General features: G+C 62.7%; 16 protein-coding genes, 1 tRNA gene and 1 pseudogene. 11 read left to right on the forward strand and 7 right to left on the reverse strand.

Annotated elements, in window-relative coordinates:
* Positions 1-205 precede the first annotated feature (205 nt).
* Entirely contained in the window at positions 206-355 is a 150-nt protein-coding gene (locus C0V82_RS26645; RefSeq protein ID WP_281262355.1) for a hypothetical protein, read from the reverse strand.
* A 302-nt stretch (positions 356-657) separates the two neighbouring features.
* Between C0V82_RS26645 and C0V82_RS27395 the strand changes: the two are divergent.
* Both C0V82_RS27395 and C0V82_RS00015 read left to right on the forward strand, forming a co-directional pair.
* Positions 658-791: pseudogene (locus tag C0V82_RS27395) on the forward strand (RebB family R body protein); the annotation flags it as partial.
* A gap of 146 nt (positions 792-937) precedes the next feature.
* The gene (locus C0V82_RS00015) at positions 938-1,186 is read left to right on the forward strand and encodes a putative quinol monooxygenase (protein WP_199772434.1); all 249 of its coding nucleotides are present in this window, start codon (positions 938-940) and stop codon (positions 1,184-1,186) included.
* 7 nt (positions 1,187-1,193) lie between these two features.
* Here the strand turns inward: C0V82_RS00015 and C0V82_RS27195 are convergent, their stop codons facing one another.
* From C0V82_RS27195 to C0V82_RS27205, 3 genes are all read right to left on the reverse strand, one after another.
* Entirely contained in the window at positions 1,194-1,379 is a 186-nt protein-coding gene (locus C0V82_RS27195) for a hypothetical protein (protein ID WP_199772435.1), read from the reverse strand.
* Complete coding sequence (locus C0V82_RS27200) at positions 1,376-1,594, reverse strand: hypothetical protein (RefSeq protein ID WP_199772436.1); 219 nt, start codon at positions 1,592-1,594, stop codon at positions 1,376-1,378. Before C0V82_RS27200 ends, C0V82_RS27195 begins: the two co-directional genes overlap by 4 nt.
* Positions 1,595-1,735: 141 nt before the next feature.
* On the reverse strand, positions 1,736-2,368 hold the full coding sequence (locus C0V82_RS27205) for a type 2 periplasmic-binding domain-containing protein (protein WP_199772437.1): 633 nt from the start codon (positions 2,366-2,368) through the stop codon (positions 1,736-1,738).
* 251 nt (positions 2,369-2,619) lie between these two features.
* Between C0V82_RS27205 and C0V82_RS00025 the strand changes: the two genes are divergently transcribed.
* From C0V82_RS00025 to C0V82_RS00040, 4 genes are all read left to right on the forward strand, one after another.
* On the forward strand, positions 2,620-3,819 hold the full coding sequence (locus C0V82_RS00025) for an acyl-CoA desaturase (RefSeq protein ID WP_245924108.1): 1,200 nt from the start codon (positions 2,620-2,622) through the stop codon (positions 3,817-3,819).
* A gap of 175 nt (positions 3,820-3,994) precedes the next feature.
* Entirely contained in the window at positions 3,995-4,297 is a 303-nt protein-coding gene (locus tag C0V82_RS00030; protein ID WP_158659613.1) for a hypothetical protein, read from the forward strand.
* A gap of 87 nt (positions 4,298-4,384) precedes the next feature.
* Positions 4,385-5,506 carry a THUMP domain-containing class I SAM-dependent RNA methyltransferase gene (locus tag C0V82_RS00035; RefSeq protein WP_102110586.1) on the forward strand — a complete coding sequence of 374 codons (1,122 nt, stop codon included), beginning with the start codon at positions 4,385-4,387 and terminating at the stop codon, positions 5,504-5,506.
* Between the two features lie 138 nt (positions 5,507-5,644).
* A complete protein-coding gene (locus C0V82_RS00040; RefSeq protein WP_102110587.1) occupies positions 5,645-6,085 on the forward strand; it encodes a DUF29 domain-containing protein in 441 nt (146 codons plus the stop codon).
* Between the two features lie 342 nt (positions 6,086-6,427).
* Here C0V82_RS00040 and C0V82_RS26650 read toward each other — a convergent pair whose 3' ends face one another.
* The 3 genes from C0V82_RS26650 to C0V82_RS00050 form a co-directional block, all read right to left on the reverse strand.
* Positions 6,428-7,558 (reverse strand): hypothetical protein, encoded by a 1,131-nt coding sequence (locus tag C0V82_RS26650; protein ID WP_158659614.1) that lies wholly within the window; start codon positions 7,556-7,558, stop codon positions 6,428-6,430.
* 133 nt (positions 7,559-7,691) lie between these two features.
* Positions 7,692-7,767 (reverse strand) — tRNA-Glu (locus C0V82_RS00045).
* Between the two features lie 84 nt (positions 7,768-7,851).
* On the reverse strand, positions 7,852-8,478 hold the full coding sequence (locus C0V82_RS00050) for a TlpA family protein disulfide reductase (RefSeq protein WP_158659615.1): 627 nt from the start codon (positions 8,476-8,478) through the stop codon (positions 7,852-7,854).
* An 82-nt stretch (positions 8,479-8,560) separates the two neighbouring features.
* Here C0V82_RS00050 and argH point away from each other — a divergent pair, with 82 nt between their 5' ends.
* From argH to polA, 5 genes are all read left to right on the forward strand, one after another.
* Positions 8,561-9,979: an argininosuccinate lyase gene (gene argH / locus C0V82_RS00055; protein ID WP_102113127.1), complete on the forward strand. Its 1,419-nt coding sequence runs from the start codon at positions 8,561-8,563 to the stop codon at positions 9,977-9,979.
* Positions 9,980-10,002: 23 nt separating this feature from the next.
* Positions 10,003-10,167, forward strand: a complete 165-nt coding sequence (locus tag C0V82_RS27210) for a hypothetical protein (RefSeq protein ID WP_188595107.1) — start codon at positions 10,003-10,005, stop codon at positions 10,165-10,167.
* Entirely contained in the window at positions 10,164-11,447 is a 1,284-nt protein-coding gene (lysA, locus tag C0V82_RS00060) for a diaminopimelate decarboxylase (protein WP_102110588.1), read from the forward strand. The genes C0V82_RS27210 and lysA overlap by 4 nt, the downstream gene beginning before the upstream one ends.
* A gap of 52 nt (positions 11,448-11,499) precedes the next feature.
* Positions 11,500-14,202, forward strand: a complete 2,703-nt coding sequence (locus tag C0V82_RS00065) for a TIGR02302 family protein (RefSeq protein WP_102110589.1) — start codon at positions 11,500-11,502, stop codon at positions 14,200-14,202.
* Positions 14,203-14,281: 79 nt separating this feature from the next.
* Positions 14,282-17,197 carry a DNA polymerase I gene (polA, locus tag C0V82_RS00070; RefSeq protein WP_102110590.1) on the forward strand — a complete coding sequence of 972 codons (2,916 nt, stop codon included), beginning with the start codon at positions 14,282-14,284 and terminating at the stop codon, positions 17,195-17,197.
* Positions 17,198-17,232 lie beyond the last annotated feature (35 nt).

Consider the following 17,232-nt stretch of genomic DNA (forward strand, 5'->3'; position numbering starts at 1 on the left):
CTTGTCCACCATTACCTGCGAGGGTTCGCGCAGACCGTTTTCGGGACTTGGTTCGATGGTGACGCGGAAGTCCGGGTCATCGGCCCGTTGGCTGGTGATCTGGCAGATAATGACGGGTGCATGCGTTCCAGGAAATACATCGGTTTGGACGATTATGGCTGGCCTGGGCGTGCCATCTTCCCCGGTGACGGCAACAACAATGACGTCACCGCGTTTTATCGAATTCGGTTGCCCGTTCGATCCAGTCCAGCGCATCCTGTTCGTCTGCGGGCGACAGGCGCGCGACCTGCAAGGCCAAGCGGTGCCTGATATCGGCGATACGCGTGTCCGGCACAACGAGGCGCACTTCGCGCAAGCCCCGCGCGTTGTCGCTTCCTCATCTCCTTCATCCGTTCGGCTGCACTGGCAATAGCTGACGCTTTCCGTCACGCATTACGTAAACTTAACGCGTGACGGCCCTAGAACCACCCTTAGTCCGCGAACACTTCATCCACGCTTTCAGCCCTGTCGGTGCCGGGGATGTTGGTCGGTCATAGCTCTTCTTTCGTCATAACTGAAGAGGTACCGTGAAAACTCCCTTTATGATGGCTCTTTCGCACCTTGCAGCTGTTAGCGGATGGATGACACTGGCCCTGTTCCACCAAAGGAGGGCGGGTTATGGCATTTCCAACTGCGGTTAACGGCCAGATCACGGATGCGGTGACGCAGGCCAACGTGAAGGTGACCGGCGAGGCGCGGCCATGGCGATGGGCAACCTCAATCAGACGATCGCCAACAATGTCGCGAAGGCAGAATCGCCGCCCGACCTTCCGCCACCGCGCCCGCTGAGACACTGTGAGCAACGGATCGACACGCGGGACATGCTGCTGGCCGCTGGTGCCGCTCTCGCCCTGGCCGGTAGTGGCTCGGTTGCCGCAGGGGCGCAACAGGGACAAGCATGTATGGATTTGATCGGTCGCATGATCGCGGTGCCCGCAAGCGGGATGAGTTGGCGTCCATCCTGCTGGAAGGCACCGGCGCCATGCCGGGGTGCCTGTCCTATATCGTCGCTGCCGACCCCACGAACCCCGATGCGCTGTGGATCACGGAGGCGTGGGACAGCAAGGATAGTCCACGCGGCAAGCCTGAAACTTCCGTCGGTTCAGGCGGCCATTGCCAGGGGCCGTCCCCTGATTGCCGGGTTTGACAGCCGCTCAGAGACCACGCCCCTGGGCGGCCATGGTCTGGTCAAGGCGGGTAGGGGCCCCGAAGAAGTGCTGGAACGCCAGATCGGTGCGCACTGCATATTCGTTCTCAAACGATAGGATGCGGCGGGCCCATTGCTTCTGGCTGTCCAGCACCTTCTGAAAGAAGGGATCGGCCGACTTTGCAGCGATCACCTTGTCCAGGCGGCGAGCTGCGCCAACAGGACGCTGTCGGGTGTCTTGACGACGTTTACGCCCTCGGCCTTCAGCGCCTCCAGATCGGCGGAATAGCGGTCCATGGCCTTCCAGGCCATGTCGGCGGATGATGCCTCTGCGGCAACGCGCAGGATGGTCTGCATCTCTTCGGGCAGACTGTCGTACCGCTTCTTATTAAAGATGATCTCGAACATCTCCGCGACTGGTGGTAGGAGCCGACCATATAGGTGCGGGTGACGTTCTGGAACCCCAGCGCCCGGTCGGAGGAGGGGTTGTTGAATTCCGCTCCGTCCAGCAGCCCCCGGTCCAGGGCCGGCACGATATCGCCCGCCCCATCACCGTGACGGCCACCCCATCTCGCGCGCCAGTTCGGCGGCCAGCCCCACGGTGCGGTAGCGCATGCCCTGCATATCTGCCGGCCCGGTGATTTCGCGTCGGAACCAGCCCAGCGGCTGGCTGGGCATGGGGCCGGTGAGAAAGCCGACAAGGTCGAGCTTCAGCACCTGCTGCACCAACTCGTCATAAAGCGCCTGACCGCCGCCATATTTCACCCAGCCCAGCACATGGTCGGCCTTCCAGCCCAGCGCCGGGGGCGTGCCGAACAGGGAGAAGGCAGGGTGGCGGTTATACCAATAGGCGGTAACGCCGTGCCCACCATCCAGTGTGCCCTTCACCACCGCGTCCTGCAATTGCAGCGGCCCGACCACGGCACCCGATGGCAGCATGTCCAGGCGCAGCCGCCCACCCGCCAGCTTGTTGACCAGACTGGCATAATCGCCGGCGAATTCATGGAAGATGTCGCGGGCGGGCCATGTGGATTGGAAGCGGAGGCTGACCGTCTGCGCACGCGAGACATTGGCATGGCGATGCCCGCCACCGCAATGCCGGCGGCGGCCCCGCCCGCCCCCGTGATGAAGCGCCGCCGTGAGGCCCGTTCCGGCGTCTCTGCCGCTGCCGTCGCTGGGCATTGGATGGGCTGCTTCATGCGGCGGAACCTCCCGGCTTAACTCCTTTGATGGCGGGGATGGTAAACGCGAAGCGTGCCGCGTTCAAATTCCCGTGCATCGCACAAATGAATCTCGCGACTGCACAGTCGACCTGACCGAAAGAACCATCTCGAAAGGATGGTTAACGGGTGGTCCCGCGCGAATTTGCCCATCCGTGGGATGGGGGAATTATGGTAGGGTGACCTATTGCTTTCGTTTGGAGTCTTTCGACAGTGACCGTGCCCACCGATACCGGACGCAATCCTGCGCGCCCTGCCGCCGACACGATGGCGGACGACAAGATCCAGTACAGCACCATGATCCCCTTCATATTGGTCCATATTGCGTGCTTCGGCGCCATCTGGACCGGTGTGGCCTGGGAACATGTGGTTCTCGCCCTGGTCCTGTACGGCGCCCGCATGTTCGGCATCACGGGTGGGTATCACCGTTACTTCTCCCACCGCTCCTACAAGACGGGCCGGGTGGTGCAGTTCCTGCTGGCCTTCCTCGCGCAAAGTTCGGCCCAGCGTGGGGCGCTGTGGTGGGCGGCGACGCATCGCCATCACCATAAATATTCCGACACGGAACATGATGTGCACTCGCCCCGCCATAAGGGCTTCTTCTATTCGCACATGGGCTGGATCTTCACGGAAAAGCACAATGGGGCGGATTACAAGACCATCGGCGACCTGACGAAATTCCCGGAACTGGTCTGGCTGGATAAATACTACTATCTGCCGCCGGTCCTGCTGGGCTTTGCCACCTGGGCCTTGTTCGGCTGGGGCGGTCTGGTCGTCGGCTTCCTGTGGAGCACGGTGGCGCTCTACCATGCCACCTTCTGCATCAATTCGCTGGCCCATGTGCTGGGCCGTCCGCGTTACCTGACGGGCGACGACAGCCGCAACAACTGGGCACTGGCCATCGCCACTATGGGCGAGGGCTGGCACAACAACCACCATCACTATCAATCGGCGGCCCGTCAGGGCTTCCGCTGGTGGGAGATCGACACCTCCTATTACATCATCAAGGCCATGCAGGCCGTGGGTCTGGTCTGGGACGTGCACGAGCCGCCGGCATCAGTGGTCCGCAACGAACAGCGCCTGGGCACCAAGGTGATTGAGGCCGCCGCCGCGCAGCTGGCCGCCAGCTTCCAGGTGGAAAAGCTGACCCAGCAGGTGCGTGAGGCCCTGGCCCATACGCCCACCCTGGCCGAAATTGAGGAACGAGTGCGTCAGGCCCGTGATCAGGCCAAGGTCCGGGTGGAGGCGCTGGTCGCCAATATCCACCTGCCGCATTTGCCGACCACTGATGAACTGCGTCAACGCGCATCGAACATGTTCGTCCGTACCCCCAGCATGGATGACATTGTGGAGCGTGCGCGCCAGATCCTCGTGGCCAATATCTGCACACGTCTGGCCGCCGTTCCGGCCTGATTGCCCAGGATGGAGTACATGGCCGGCGCCGTCGGTGCCGGCCATCACAATTGTTCCCTATGGGTGCTGCATATCCGACCCGTTGAATTACCTCGGGCTTTCCCCTTCCCTTCGCGGGTGCGGGACGTTAATTTACGTCCCTAGGGGCGCCTTTCGACGATATGGATTTATGAACATGACCCGTTTTACCACCAGCCTGCTGCTTTCCGCAGCGCTGATCGCCGCGCCGGCAACGGCCCTGGCCCAGTCGACCACGGCCGCCCCGGCTGCTGATGCTCCGCGCGTCACCGGTGCCGCCGCCGGCGCCAACAAGGCCTCTTTCTTCGCCTCCGGTAACCTGATCCCGCTGGCCGGTGTTGCCGCTGTGGCGGCTGCTGGCGTTATCGCCGCGACCGTTGGCGGTGGTGATGATGAAAGCGGCCCGCCGGTCGCCACCAGCACCACGACCTCGACGACGACGGCCACCTCGACCCGCTAACTGGTCGGGCCGTTACAGGTCTGGAAGCCCCGCCATCCCCGGATGGCGGGGCTTTCTTGTTTTGTGATGCCGGGTTAGGAACAAGCCATGGAACAGACTGCCGATCTTGAGATTTTCGTGGTGACGACGCCCGGCCTGGAACCCGCCTTGTGCGCGGAGATGCAGGAGAAGGGCTTCGCCAAGCCGGTCATGGCCAAGGGCGGTGTCACGACGCATGGCCCCTGGTCAGAGGTCTGGCGCGCCAATCTGGAACTGCGCGGCGGTGCCCGCGTCCTCGCCCGCATCGGGTCCTTCCGCGCCATGCATCTGGCACAGTTGGACAAGCGTGCGCGCAAGTTCCCCTGGGGCGACGTGCTGCGCGCCGATGTGCCGGTGCGGGTGGAGGCCAGTTGCAACAAGTCGCGAATCTATCATGCCGGTGCCGCCGCCCAGCGCATCGCCAAGGCCATTGCGGAGGAGTTGGGCGCCCCCATCACCAAGGATGCCGAACTGGTGGTGAAGGCGCGCATCGATGATGATCTCTGCACCTTTTCCATCGATACCTCGGGCGAGGCGCTGCACAAGCGCGGCTATAAGGAGGCCGTGAACAAGGCGCCGATGCGGGAGAATCTGGCCGCCATGTTCCTGCGCCAGTGCGGATACACCGGCACGGAACCGGTGGTCGACCCCATGTGCGGTTCCGGCACCTTCGTGATTGAGGCGGCAGAGATCGCCGCCGGCCTGCATCCCGGCCGCGCCCGGCCCTTTGCTTTTGAACAGCTGGCCAGCTTCGATGCCGCAACCTGGGCCACCCTGCGCGGCACGCCCACCGCCGCCGACACGCACCTGCGCTTTTATGGCAGCGACCGCGACGCCGGGGCCGTGAAGATGAGCACGGCCAATGCGGAGCGGGCGGGCGTGGGCGCCATCACGACGTTCCGCGCCCATGCCATCAGCGACCTGGAACCGCCCGAAGGCCCCCCCGGCCTCGTCATCGTCAACCCGCCCTATGGCGGCCGCATCGGCGATACCCGACAGCTCTACGGCCTCTACGGCGCCTTCGGCAAAACCATGCTGAACCGCTTCAAGGGCTGGCGCGTCGGCGTGATCACCAACGAGGCGGCGCTGGCCAAGGTCACGGAACTTCCCTTCCTGCCCACCCTGCCGCCTGTGTCGCATGGCGGGTTGCCAGTGACGCTCTATCGGACGGGGGTGTTGGGGGGAGTTTGACGCAGGAGCGGGCTGGCGGTACCGGTTTGATTGCCTGTGGCTGCTCGTGTCAGGCTGCCCCCTGACCGCAACCAAGATGGGCAGACGATCCCAAGGCTGTGCTATGATAGCCCCGTTTCAAAAGAGGGAAACGTTTGCATGAGCGAAAATCTCTATGAGACGGATTTCTACGCTTGGGCCAACCAGCAAGCGGCATTGCTGCGGGCCGGCAAGCTGTCAGCGGCGGATATTGAGCATATTGCTGAGGAAATTGAGAGCATGGGCAGGACGGAGAAGCGGGAACTGGTCAGCCGTTTGACCGTGCTTCTCCTGCATTTGCTGAAATGGCAGTTCCAGCCTGGATTGAGGTGCAATAGCGGGCGGCTGACGGTCAAGGAACAGCGGTACCGACTGTCCGACCATCTGGCCGACAACCCCAGCCTCAATGCCCGCCTCCCGGAGGCCATCTGCAATGCCTACCGCCTTGCCCTGGTAGAGGCAGAGCGGGAAACCGGCCTGCCCGAAACGACCTTCCCGGTTGAGTGCCCCTGGTCCTTTGATCAGCTTTCAAGCCCGTCATTCTGGCCGGATCAGCACTAAGCGGCTTCGGTCCCGCCTGCGCCTGAGTTTCTCGTTGCCGGTTATGGCTTTGTGCCCAGCGCCGTTGGCAGGCCAGACGCCCCAATGCCCGGCCTCGTCAACCCTCCCTATGGCGACCGCATTGGTGACACGCGACAGCTCTACGGCCACTAAGGCGCCTTCGGCAAAACCATGCTGAACCGCTTCAAGGGCTGGCGCGCCGGCGTGCTCACCAACGAGGCGGCGCTGGCCTAGGTGACGGAACTGCCATTCCTGCCGACCCTGCCCCCGTGTCGCATGGCGGGCGGCCGGTGACGCTGTATGGTGCTGAACTATAGTAAAATTCATATAGATTTTAGTAAATCACTTTTTATACCCTGTTGCTGGGGCTTGGATAGTAAGTAATGACCAATCTCCTGGAGCGCGAGGGCTAAATTTGATTGCATTATTGAGTTTCAATCCTGATCCGCCTTCATCGGTTTTAATAATAAGAAAATCAGGTATAAGTTTAACGGCTTCACCAATAAAATTTTTTATTTTTTCATCTGGAATGAAGATGCCAGATTTAAATGACAAAAACTCATCAATAATGTCCACCAGAGTTGCATCTCCATCATTAACTCTATTACTATTTTTAAATATAATGTCCTGAAATGGTTTAGTTACGGGAAATCCGTCGCCGTACTTTGTATTTTCTGAATGATTCCAAATAACATAGTATATCCACTTTTGACCGAAATCTATTGAATAGGAAAACAACCTAGCAAGAGACTCATACTGGGTGTGGGTCTCTTGCAGTTCAGTTTTATGTAGCAGTCTTCTGAAATTTTCCCATGAATTTTGATTATATTTATTCTTTATATTTTCGATATATGTAGACATACATTTTGCACGATCAACTGCCTCTTTCTTGAGTAGATCTATTCTTTCACGATTTTGTTCCTCTATTTCTCCTTTTTCCACTTTATCTGATGCCTTTTCTTTATCTTTAACACGCCCCTTCACGAGATGATTAACGGAGAAGGCTGCCGTTTTGTGGGCTGACTTTGCTTGAAATACAATCAATCTATAGCCGCCCTCTCTTTTTTCGCCACAACTACATTTTTTTAGGTCTGACTTACACCTATTGCAAAATGGTAGGGTTAACGCGAAATCCGTACCCAACCTACTTTCATGACTGCCAGAATGGCCCCAGCCGATTTCAGGTGCAATCACCTCTGATTGTGAGTAAGAAGCTGCAAAAACCCAAGAAAATAACGACGTCGACAAATGCCCCATGAAACTTGCAGTATGCGTTTCTTCGTCTAGATTTGATCTTGTGGAGGTCCAGAATGTCTCGAATATAGCCTGAACAAACGCACACCCCATCAAATCACTACTAGAAATATTGCCTATATTTTCATCTACCTTAAATTCGTATAATTTAGAACCACCCGATAATGATTCGATTTTGTAATTCATACTGCCCTTGAGTAAATTCAATATTGATGTCATTTTAAAGTCCCCGATTCCAAGCTGCGATCGAATTTTATTATTAAATCAACAGGCTTTTGCAAGATTAAATGCCGTTAACCGCCAAACGCAAAAAGCCCCGCTGGTCACCAGCGGGGCTTTTTTGATGATCGCTTGGCGTCCCCAAGGGGATTCGAACCCCTGTTACCGCCGTGAGAGGGCGGTGTCCTAGGCCTCTAGACGATGGGGACTAGAGCCGTGCGAGGCGCGCTTTCTATGCGAAAGGGCCGGGGGTGATCAAGCGGTTTTTTCACCCCCGGTCCATTTTTCTGTCATCAACGTATGGCCCAGCCGATCAGGGCTTTGGCCTCTGCTCCGTCCCAATGCGCGGCGCCGGCCAGACGGCCAACTTCGCGCCCCTCGGCATCGACCAGGATCGACAAGGGCAGGCCTTCCTTCAGGGGGAAGGCCTTCATGCTGGTCATCTTCTGGTCCAGATAGATGGGCAGGGATTTGATGCCCGCCTTCTCAAAAAACGGCCCGACCTCGTTCATGCCACCCCGGTCCACGGAGATGGCGACGACCTGGAACTTGTCACCGCCAAGGTCGGCCTGCAACCGGTCCAGCGCCGGCATTTCGCGGATACAGGGCGCGCACCAGGTGGCCCAGAGATTGATCAGCAGCGCCTTGCCCTTGAAGGACGCCATATCGACCGGGTTGCCATCCTTGTCGGTGATGGTCATGGGCGGCAGGGCAGGGCGGTCGGGGCTGGCCACGAAGGGGCGTGCCTCCCCTTGGAAAACCGGCATGGCGGCGGGGGTTGCCGGGGCTTCGGCGGTGGTTGCGGGGGCCGCCGCCGGTGTGGCCGGCGCGGAACTTTCCTTCTTCTCGCCGCAGCCCCCCGTTACGAGAATTGCTGTACCCACGGCCACGATTGTTGCGATGCGTCGGAAAATCGCCATTCTGCCCTCTATCGAACTTTGTGCGACAGAGTTCGTGCCCGACGGCCCCGCCGTCAACCCCGCAAACCGACGCAGAATGACGATGACCGAGAAAACCGCCCAGAAAGCCGCCGCCGGAACCGACGCCAACGCGCTGTGGGGCGGGCGATTTGGCTCTGGTCCCGCCGCCATCATGCAGCAGATCAACGCCTCCATCGGCTTTGACCAGAAACTGTGGGCGCAGGATATTGCGGGATCGAAGGCGCACGCCACCATGCTGGCAGCCCAGGGCATCATCTCTGTTGGGGACTGCGACGCCATCCTGTCCGGCCTGGATCAGGTTGCGGCAGAGATTGCCGAGGGCCGTTTCACCTTCACGGTGGAGAATGAGGATATCCACATGAATGTGGAATCCCGCCTGAAGGAGATCATCGGGGAGCCGGCGGGTCGTCTGCACACCGCGCGGTCGCGCAATGATCAGGTGGCGACCGATTTCAAGCTGTGGGTGCGCGACGCGTTCGACCGGCTGGACAAGGATTTGCAGGCGCTGCAGGCAGCCCTGATCGACCGCGCGGAACAGTTCCCGGACCTGATCATGCCGGGCTTCACGCATTTGCAGACGGCACAACCCGTTACCTTCGGCCACCATCTGCTAGCCTATGTGGAAATGCTGGGCCGTGACCGGGCGCGCATGCGCGATGCCCGCGCGCGGCTGAATGAATGCCCGCTGGGGTCTGCCGCGCTGGCCGGCACCCCCTATCCCATTGACCGCGACGCCACGGCGGCGGCCCTGGGCTTTGACCGGCCCACGGCCAATTCGCTGGACGCTGTGTCCGACCGCGATTTCGCGCTGGATTACCTGGCCGCCGCCAGCATCTGCGGCACGCATCTGTCGCGTCTGGCCGAAGAGATTGTGATCTGGTGCACCAGCCAGTTCCGCTTCATCCGCCTGACCGATGCCTTTACCACCGGCAGCTCCATCATGCCGCAGAAGCGCAACCCCGACGCCGCCGAACTGGTCCGGGCCAAGGTGGGCCGCGTCATCGGCGCCCTGAACGGGCTGCTGATCGTGATGAAGGGTCTGCCGCTGGCCTATTCCAAGGATATGCAGGAAGACAAGGAACCGGTCTTCATGGCGGATGAGACCCTGGCTTTGTGTCTGGCGGCCACCACCGGCATGATCCGCGACCTGACGCCCGATCCGGCCGCTATGCGCCGCGCGGTGGAGGCCGGGTTCCCCACGGCCACCGACCTTGCCGACTGGCTGGTCCGGTCCCTGGGCGTGCCGTTCCGCGATGCCCACCACATCACGGGCCGCATCGTGAAGCTGGCGGAGGAGGCGGGGACGGGTCTGGCCGAGGTGCCGCTGGACAAGATGCAGGCGGTGCATGCCGGCATCACCGACGCCGTCTATGGCGTGCTGACCTTGGAAGCGTCGGTCAACAGCCGCACCAGCTTTGGCGGCACCGCCCCGTCGCGCGTTCGTGCGGCGGTGGAAGCCGCCAAGGCGCGGTTCCTGTAACCCGCCCCGGAAGGAGCAAGCCCATGCGCAAAGCCATCCTTTTCGTTGCCCTTCTGGCGCTGGCCGGGTGCGGGATGAAACCGCATTTCCCCAAGGCCCCGCCGGGCAGCCCGCCGCCCAAGACCTATCCCGATCCGGCCAGCGATCCGAAGCCGGTCCCCCCTTCTTCTGAGAAGCCGCAACAATGACCTGCTTCCCCGTTCCCGGTTTCCACTACACCGACGGCGCGCTGCATGCCGAGGGTGTGGCCCTGTCTGCCATCGCCGCCGCGGTCGGCACACCCACCTATGTCTATACGACAGAGGGGCTGACCGCCGCGTGGCGCGCCTATGCCGACGCCTTTGCCGGCCAGGATGTCACCATCTGCTACGCGTTGAAGGCCAATTCCAATCTGGCCGTCATCCGCACCCTGGCGCAGCTGGGGGCCGGCGGTGACGTTGTGTCGGTGGGGGAGATGCGCCGCGCGCTGGCCGCCGGCATTCCCGCCGATAAGATCGTGTTCTCCGGCGTGGGCAAGACGCGGGATGAACTGGTCGCGGCGTTGAAGGCCGGTATCCACCAGATCAATGTGGAAAGCCTGCCCGAGTTGGAGGTTCTGTCGGCGGTTGCCGTGGAACTGGGCGTCGATGCCCCCATCGCCATCCGCATCAATCCCGACGTTGATGCCGAAACCCATGGCAAGATCGCTACGGGCCGCAAGGAGGACAAGTTCGGCATCGATTTCGCCCATGCGGGAGAGGCCTATGCCCGCGCCATGGCGCTGCCCGGTATCAATCCGGTCGGCATTGCGGTCCATATCGGGTCCCAGCTTTTGAAGACCACGCCGTTCCGCAAGGCGTTCGGTAAGCTGGCCGAACTGGTGCGTGATCTGAAGGCCCACGGCGTGCCGTTGAGCCGTATTGACCTGGGCGGCGGTCTGGGTGTGCCGTATAAGCCGGAAGATCAGGCCCCCGATTACCCCGCCTATGCCAAGGCCATTGCCGAGACGGTGGGCGGCCTGGGTTGCCATGTCACGCTGGAACCGGGCCGGTCGCTGGTGGCCGCTGCCGGCCTGCTGCTGACCCGGACCATCTTTGTGAAGGAAGGGTTGCACCGCCGCTTCCTGATCGTCGATGCCGCCATGAATGATCTGGTGCGCCCGGCCATGTATGAGGCCTGGCACACGGTCATCCCTGTGGCACAGCCGGCGGCGGATGCCGTGTTGGCGGATGCCGACATTGTCGGCCCGGTTTGCGAAACGGGGGACACGTTTGCCCGCCTGCGCCCCATGCCGCCCGTGGCGCCGGGCGATCTGCTGGCCTTTTTGACCGCGGGTGCCTATGGCGCCGCCATGTCTTCGACATATAATTCCCGTCCATTGGTGGCCGAGGTTCTGGTGTCGGGCGCGAAATTCGAGGTGGTCCGCCGCCGCCCCAGCTTCGAGGACAGCCTGACGCTGGAGCAGATGCCCGATTGGCTCTCCCCTTAAGCGGTGAAAGCGGGGTAGGCTGTCGGCCAGACATGTAAGGTGTGAACGACAGATGCCTCCCCGCCCGACCCCGCCCCGTGATCCCGGCCAGCGCGCCGCCGGCCAGAGTCCCGCCCGGACGTTGGCCGCGCGGCTGCGGTCGCTGCTGGGCCGGTATCGGGTGGGATCGGTGCCGGTCCTGGCCAGGGCGCCCCTGCCGGGCGATAGTGGCAGCCGGCCCCTGAAACTGGCCCGCGCCATCCTGTGGTGGGAGGCGCTTTGGCCCCCATTCTGGCGACCCTTGTCGATGCTGGGCCTGTTCCTGGCCGTGGCCTGGATGGGCCTGTTTGTGCATCTGTCGCCCTGGCTGCATGTGCCGCTGCTGCTGCTCATGCTGGGCGGGGTCGGTTACCTGATACGGGAAGGGCTGCGGTCGCTGCACCTGCCGACGGAGGCGGACGCCCGTCGCCGCCTGGAACGTGACAGCCGGCTGGCACACCGACCGCTGTCGCAATTGCAGGATGGCATTGCCGGCGGGGCCGGCGATCCGCTGGCCCACGCGCTGTGGCGGCTGGCGCAGGAACGGGCGAAGGGGCAGTCGCGGGATTTGCGCGTCGGCCTGCCCGACAGCAATCTGACGAGCCGGGACCCCTGGGCTCTGCGCGTCGCTGTTGCTTTGCTGATGGTGGTGGGGGCGACGGTCGGCTGGGGCGACCTGGGCGGGCGCACGTTGAGTGCTTTTGTGCCGGCCGTGGGGCTGGGGGGGGTGTTCACGCCCACCCGTCTGGATGCCTGGGCCACGCCGCCGGATTATACCGGGCAACCGCCGGTGTTTCTGACGGGCCTGAAACCCGCCAATGCGGCCGATGGCGGGACGGAAGAGGGGGAGGAGAAGCCCCTGTTCCTGCCGGCGGGGACCAAGCTGGTGGTGCGGCTTGACGGCGGGCTGGGCACGCCGACCTTACGCGCCAACAACCAGGATGTGGATTTCCAGCCTGTGGCCGGTGGTGGTCATCAGGTGGAACTGGCCCTGACGGAGGGGGAAGGCGTCTCTGTGCGGCAGTTCGGGCGGGAGGTGGCCTCCTGGCCCATCCGTCTGATCCCCGATCAGCCGCCGGGCATCGCGTTTCGCACCCCGCCGGCGGCCACGGAACGCAATGCGCTGCGCATCGATTATACCGGGGCCGATGATTACGGCATCCATGCCGTCACGGCGACGGTGACGCTGGCGACCGACCTGCCGATGGGCATCGACAAGACGCCCTTTGATCTGCCCCTGCCTGTCCCGGCCAAGAACAAGCGGGAGATTACGGGCACTGGCTATCACGATCTGTCGGGCCATCCCTGGGCCGGGATGCCTGTGACCGTCCGCCTGCGCGCCACCGATGGCGCCGGGCAGGTGTCGCAGAGTGCCGAACAGGCCATCACCCTGCCGGAGCGGCATTTCAACCACCCCGTGGCCCGCGCCATCATCGAACAGCGCAAGACCCTGATCCTGATGGGTGACACGGTGCGCCCGCTGGTGGGCCGTGCCCTGCATGACCTGTCGGTCAATCTTGACGGCTATGGCGGCGATCCGCTGGCCTTCCTGGCGCTGCGCAGTGCGGTGGGCCGCCTGATGCGCAATGCCGGGCCGGATACGGTGCCCAGTGCTATCGCCATGCTGTGGGATGTGGCCCTGCGTATCGAGGATGGGAACCTGTCGCTGGCGGAGCGCGAGTTGCGCGATGCGCAGAAAGCACTAATGGACGCGCTGGACCGCAACGCCCCGGCGGAAGAGATCGACCAGGCCATGCAGCGGCTGGAGCAGGCCATGCGCGATTTCATGGATGCGCTGGAACAGCAGGAAGCCAAGAATCCTCAGGCCCAGAATCAGCCCCAGAATCAGGGCGAACCCGACCCCAATGCCCAGTCCATGAGCCGGGACGAGGTGGAGGAGATGGTGCGCCAGATGCGCGATCTGGCCGCGTCTGGCAACCACGAGGCAGCGCGCGAGATGCTGTCGCAGCTTCAGCAGATGATGGAAAATCTTCAAAACGGGCAGCCGCAGCAGCAACAGGACGCAGAGGCGAACCAGCAGGGTCAGGCACTCGCCGAACTGAACCAGAAGCTGCGAGATGTGCAGAAGCAGCAACAGCAGCTTATGGATGACACCTTCACCCGTCAGCAGGAACAATTTGACGGGGCCGGGGAGCTGCCCCCCAACCAGATGCCGGGCCTGTCCATGCCCAACCGCCAGGGGCGCCGCCCCGGTGACCAGGGCGCGCAGCCGGGTAAGGCGGATGCCCATGCCGGCGCCATGGCCGGGCGTCAGGAAGAGTTGCGCGGCGAGTTGGGCGATATCATGCGCCGGCTGGGTGAGATGGGCGGCGACATCCCCCGTCCCCTGGGTCGGGCCGAACGCGCCATGAAAGAGGCCACCGACGCCCTGCGCAGCGGTGCACCAGATCAGGCCGTGGCCTCTCAGGGGGAGGCGCTGGAACAGCTGCAGCAGACGCTGAAATCCATGCAGGAACAGATGGCCAAGGCCAGCCCCGGACAGGCCGGCGGCCAGCGTAACCGCACCGGGCGGCAGCAGGGCCGCGACCCATTGGGCCGTCCGCTGCCCGGTTCCGGCACCCTGGACGGCGAAGAGGTTAAAATCCCCGCCGAGGCCGACATGCAGCGCGCCCGCCAGATTCTGGAGGAACTGCGTCGCCGGGCCGGGGAACAGAACCGGCCCAAGGCGGAGCGGGACTATATCGACCGTCTGCTGGACCGGTTCAAACGTTATTGAGGGCCAACAGTCTCGACATCACGGCCCTGTTGCGCCATGTTCCGGGGCCTAGAACACAGCCGGAACGACAGGCCGCCCCATGCCGACCGACAGCGCCCCCAGCACCGCCCTTCCGCCGGCCGACGGCACGCCGCTTTATCTGGTGGATGGGTCGGGCTTCATCTTTCGGGCCTATCACGCGCTGCCGCCGCTGAACCGGCCCGACGGGACGCCGGTGAATGCCGTCATGGGCTTTACCAATATGCTGATGCGGCTGCTGGCAGAACTGAAGGCCGATGCGGTGGCCATCATCTTTGACAGCAAGCGCCTGAATTTCCGCAATGAATTCTATCCCGACTACAAGGCGCACCGGCCCGAGCCGCCGGAGGATCTGCGGCCCCAGTTCGCGATCATCCGCGAGGCGGTGGAGGCCTTCAACCTGCCGCGCATCGAGCTGGAAGGGTATGAGGCCGACGACCTGATCGCCACCTACGCCCGGCAGGCCCGTGCCCAGGGACGGCCCGTCACCATCGTGTCGTCGGACAAAGACCTGATGCAGCTTGTGGATGACGGCATCCGCATGCTGGACCCGATGAAGAACAAGATGATCGGGCCGGATGAGGTGTTTGAGAAGTTCGGCGTCGCCCCCGACAAGGTGGTGGATGTCCAGGCCCTGGCCGGCGACAGCGTCGATAATGTCCCTGGCGTGCCCGGTATCGGCATCAAGACAGCGGCCCAACTGATCACCGAGTACGGCTCTCTGGAGGCGCTGCTGGAGCGGGCGGGGGAGATCAAGCAGGCGGGCCGCCGGCAGAAGCTGATCGAAAATGCCGACCTTGCCCGCATCTCCAAGCGGCTGGTGAAGCTGGAAGAGAATGCGCCGGTGCCGGTGCCGGTGGAAGAGTTGAAGGTGCGGGAGCCGGATGTGAACCGGCTGCTGTCCTGGCTGGGTGTACAGGGGTTCCGGTCGATCATCGCCAAGGTGAAGGCCGAAATCGCCGCCGACGGCACCCTGGCCGATGGGGCCGCCCTTCATGCCGCCGCCGGGGACGGCGGTGAACAGCAGCGCCGCGACCTGCGCGCCGCCCTGGACGGCCGGTCCTATGCCCCCTCTGCCGCCCCTGCAGTGGTGCGGGCCGATGCGCATATTCCCCGTCCCGACAAGGTGGAGCATGTCCTTGTCGATACGGAGGAGGCGCTGGCCGCCTGGGTGGCAGAAGGTTTGGAAGCCGGTGTCGTTGCCGTCGATACGGAGACCGATGGCCTGACCCCGATGCGCGCCAGTCTGGTGGGCATCTCCCTGTCCACCCGTCCGGGCCGTGCCTGCTACATCCCCGTGGCCCATATCGATCCATCCACGCCCAAGGAAGGGGCGGGGGGACTGGATTTCGGCGATGGCGCGCCGCCGCCCAAACAGGTGCCGCTGACCCGCGCTCTGGACATCCTGAGGCCGCTGCTGGAACATCCGGGCGTGCTGAAGGTCGGGCACAATATTAAGTTTGACCTTCAGATGTTCGCCAAGCATGGCGTCACGGTCGCGCCCATCGACGACACGATGTTGCGCTCCTACGTCATTGGCGGTGGGCGGCATGGCCATGGCATGGACGAACTGGCGCAGCGCCATCTGGGCGTCACCACCATCTCCTTTGATGAGGTGACGAGGACTGGCAAGAGCCGCATCACCTTTGACCGTGTACCGCTGGATAAGGCCACGGCTTATGCGGCTGAGGATGCGGATATCACCCTGCGCCTCTGGCATGTGCTGCGCCATGACGTGCTGGCCGACCGGATGGTGACGGTTTACGAGACCATTGAGCGTCCCCTGGTGCCCGTGGTGGCGCGGATGGAGATGGAGGGCGTGCTGGTCGACAGGCAGGTCCTGAAGGAACTGTCCAACGATTTTGCCAAGCGGCTGGTGGAGCTGGAGGCAGAGATCCATGTCCTGGCCGGTCGCACCTTCAATGTCGGCAGCCCCAAGCAGCTGGGCGAGATTCTGTTCGACGAGATGAAGCTGTCGGGCGGCAAGAAATCCGCCAAGACCGGCGCCTGGTCCACCGACAGTTCGGTGCTGGAGGAACTGGCCGACCTGGGCATTCCCATCTGCCAGAAGGTCATGGACTGGCGGCAATTCGCCAAGCTGAAATCCACCTACACGGATACGCTGGGCGAACAGATCAATCCCGGTACGGGCCGTGTCCATACCAGCTTTGCCCTGGCCGCGACCTCTACCGGCCGCCTGTCCTCGACCGATCCCAACCTGCAGAACATTCCAATCCGCACGGAAGAGGGACGGAAAATCCGCCGCGCCTTCGTGGCCGCCCCCGGCAACCGCATTATGTCCGTGGATTACAGCCAAATCGAATTGCGCATCGTCGCGGAAATGGCGGGCATCCCGGCCCTGCAACAGGCCTTCCGCGATGGCATCGACATCCATGCCATGACGGCGAGCCAGGTGTTCAATGTGCCGCTGGATCAGATGACCTCGGAAATCCGTCGCCGGGCCAAGGCCATCAATTTCGGCATCATCTATGGCATTTCCAGCTTCGGCCTGTCACGGCAGTTGGGCATTGCCGCAGGCGAGGCCGGGGCCTTCATCAAGGCCTATTTCGAACGCTTCCCGGAGCTTCAGGCCTATATGGAAAAGACCAAGGCCGAGGCGGCACGAGACGGCTATGTCCGCACCCTGCTGGGCCGCAAATGCTGGATCCAGGGCATCCAGGAAAAGGGTGCACGCAAGTCCTATGCCGAGCGTCAGGCCATCAACGCCCCTATTCAGGGCACCGCCGCCGATATCATCAAGCTGGCCATGATCAAGCTGCCGGGGGCGCTGGCGGATGCCGGTCTGAACGCCCGCATGCTTTTGCAGGTGCATGACGAATTGCTGTTTGAGGTGCCGGAGGCGGAGGTGGAGGCGACATCCGCCCTGGTCCGCCAGGTGATGGAGGGGGCGGTGGATATCGGCATCCCCCTGGTCGCCGAAGCCGGCGTCGGCCTGTCCTGGGCCGAGGCACATTGATCAATCGAGACGATGATTTCCGTTTGAGGACAGGT

Origin of the sequence: Niveispirillum cyanobacteriorum (assembly GCF_002868735.1) — a bacterium.
GTDB classification, from domain to species: domain Bacteria; phylum Pseudomonadota; class Alphaproteobacteria; order Azospirillales; family Azospirillaceae; genus Niveispirillum; species Niveispirillum cyanobacteriorum.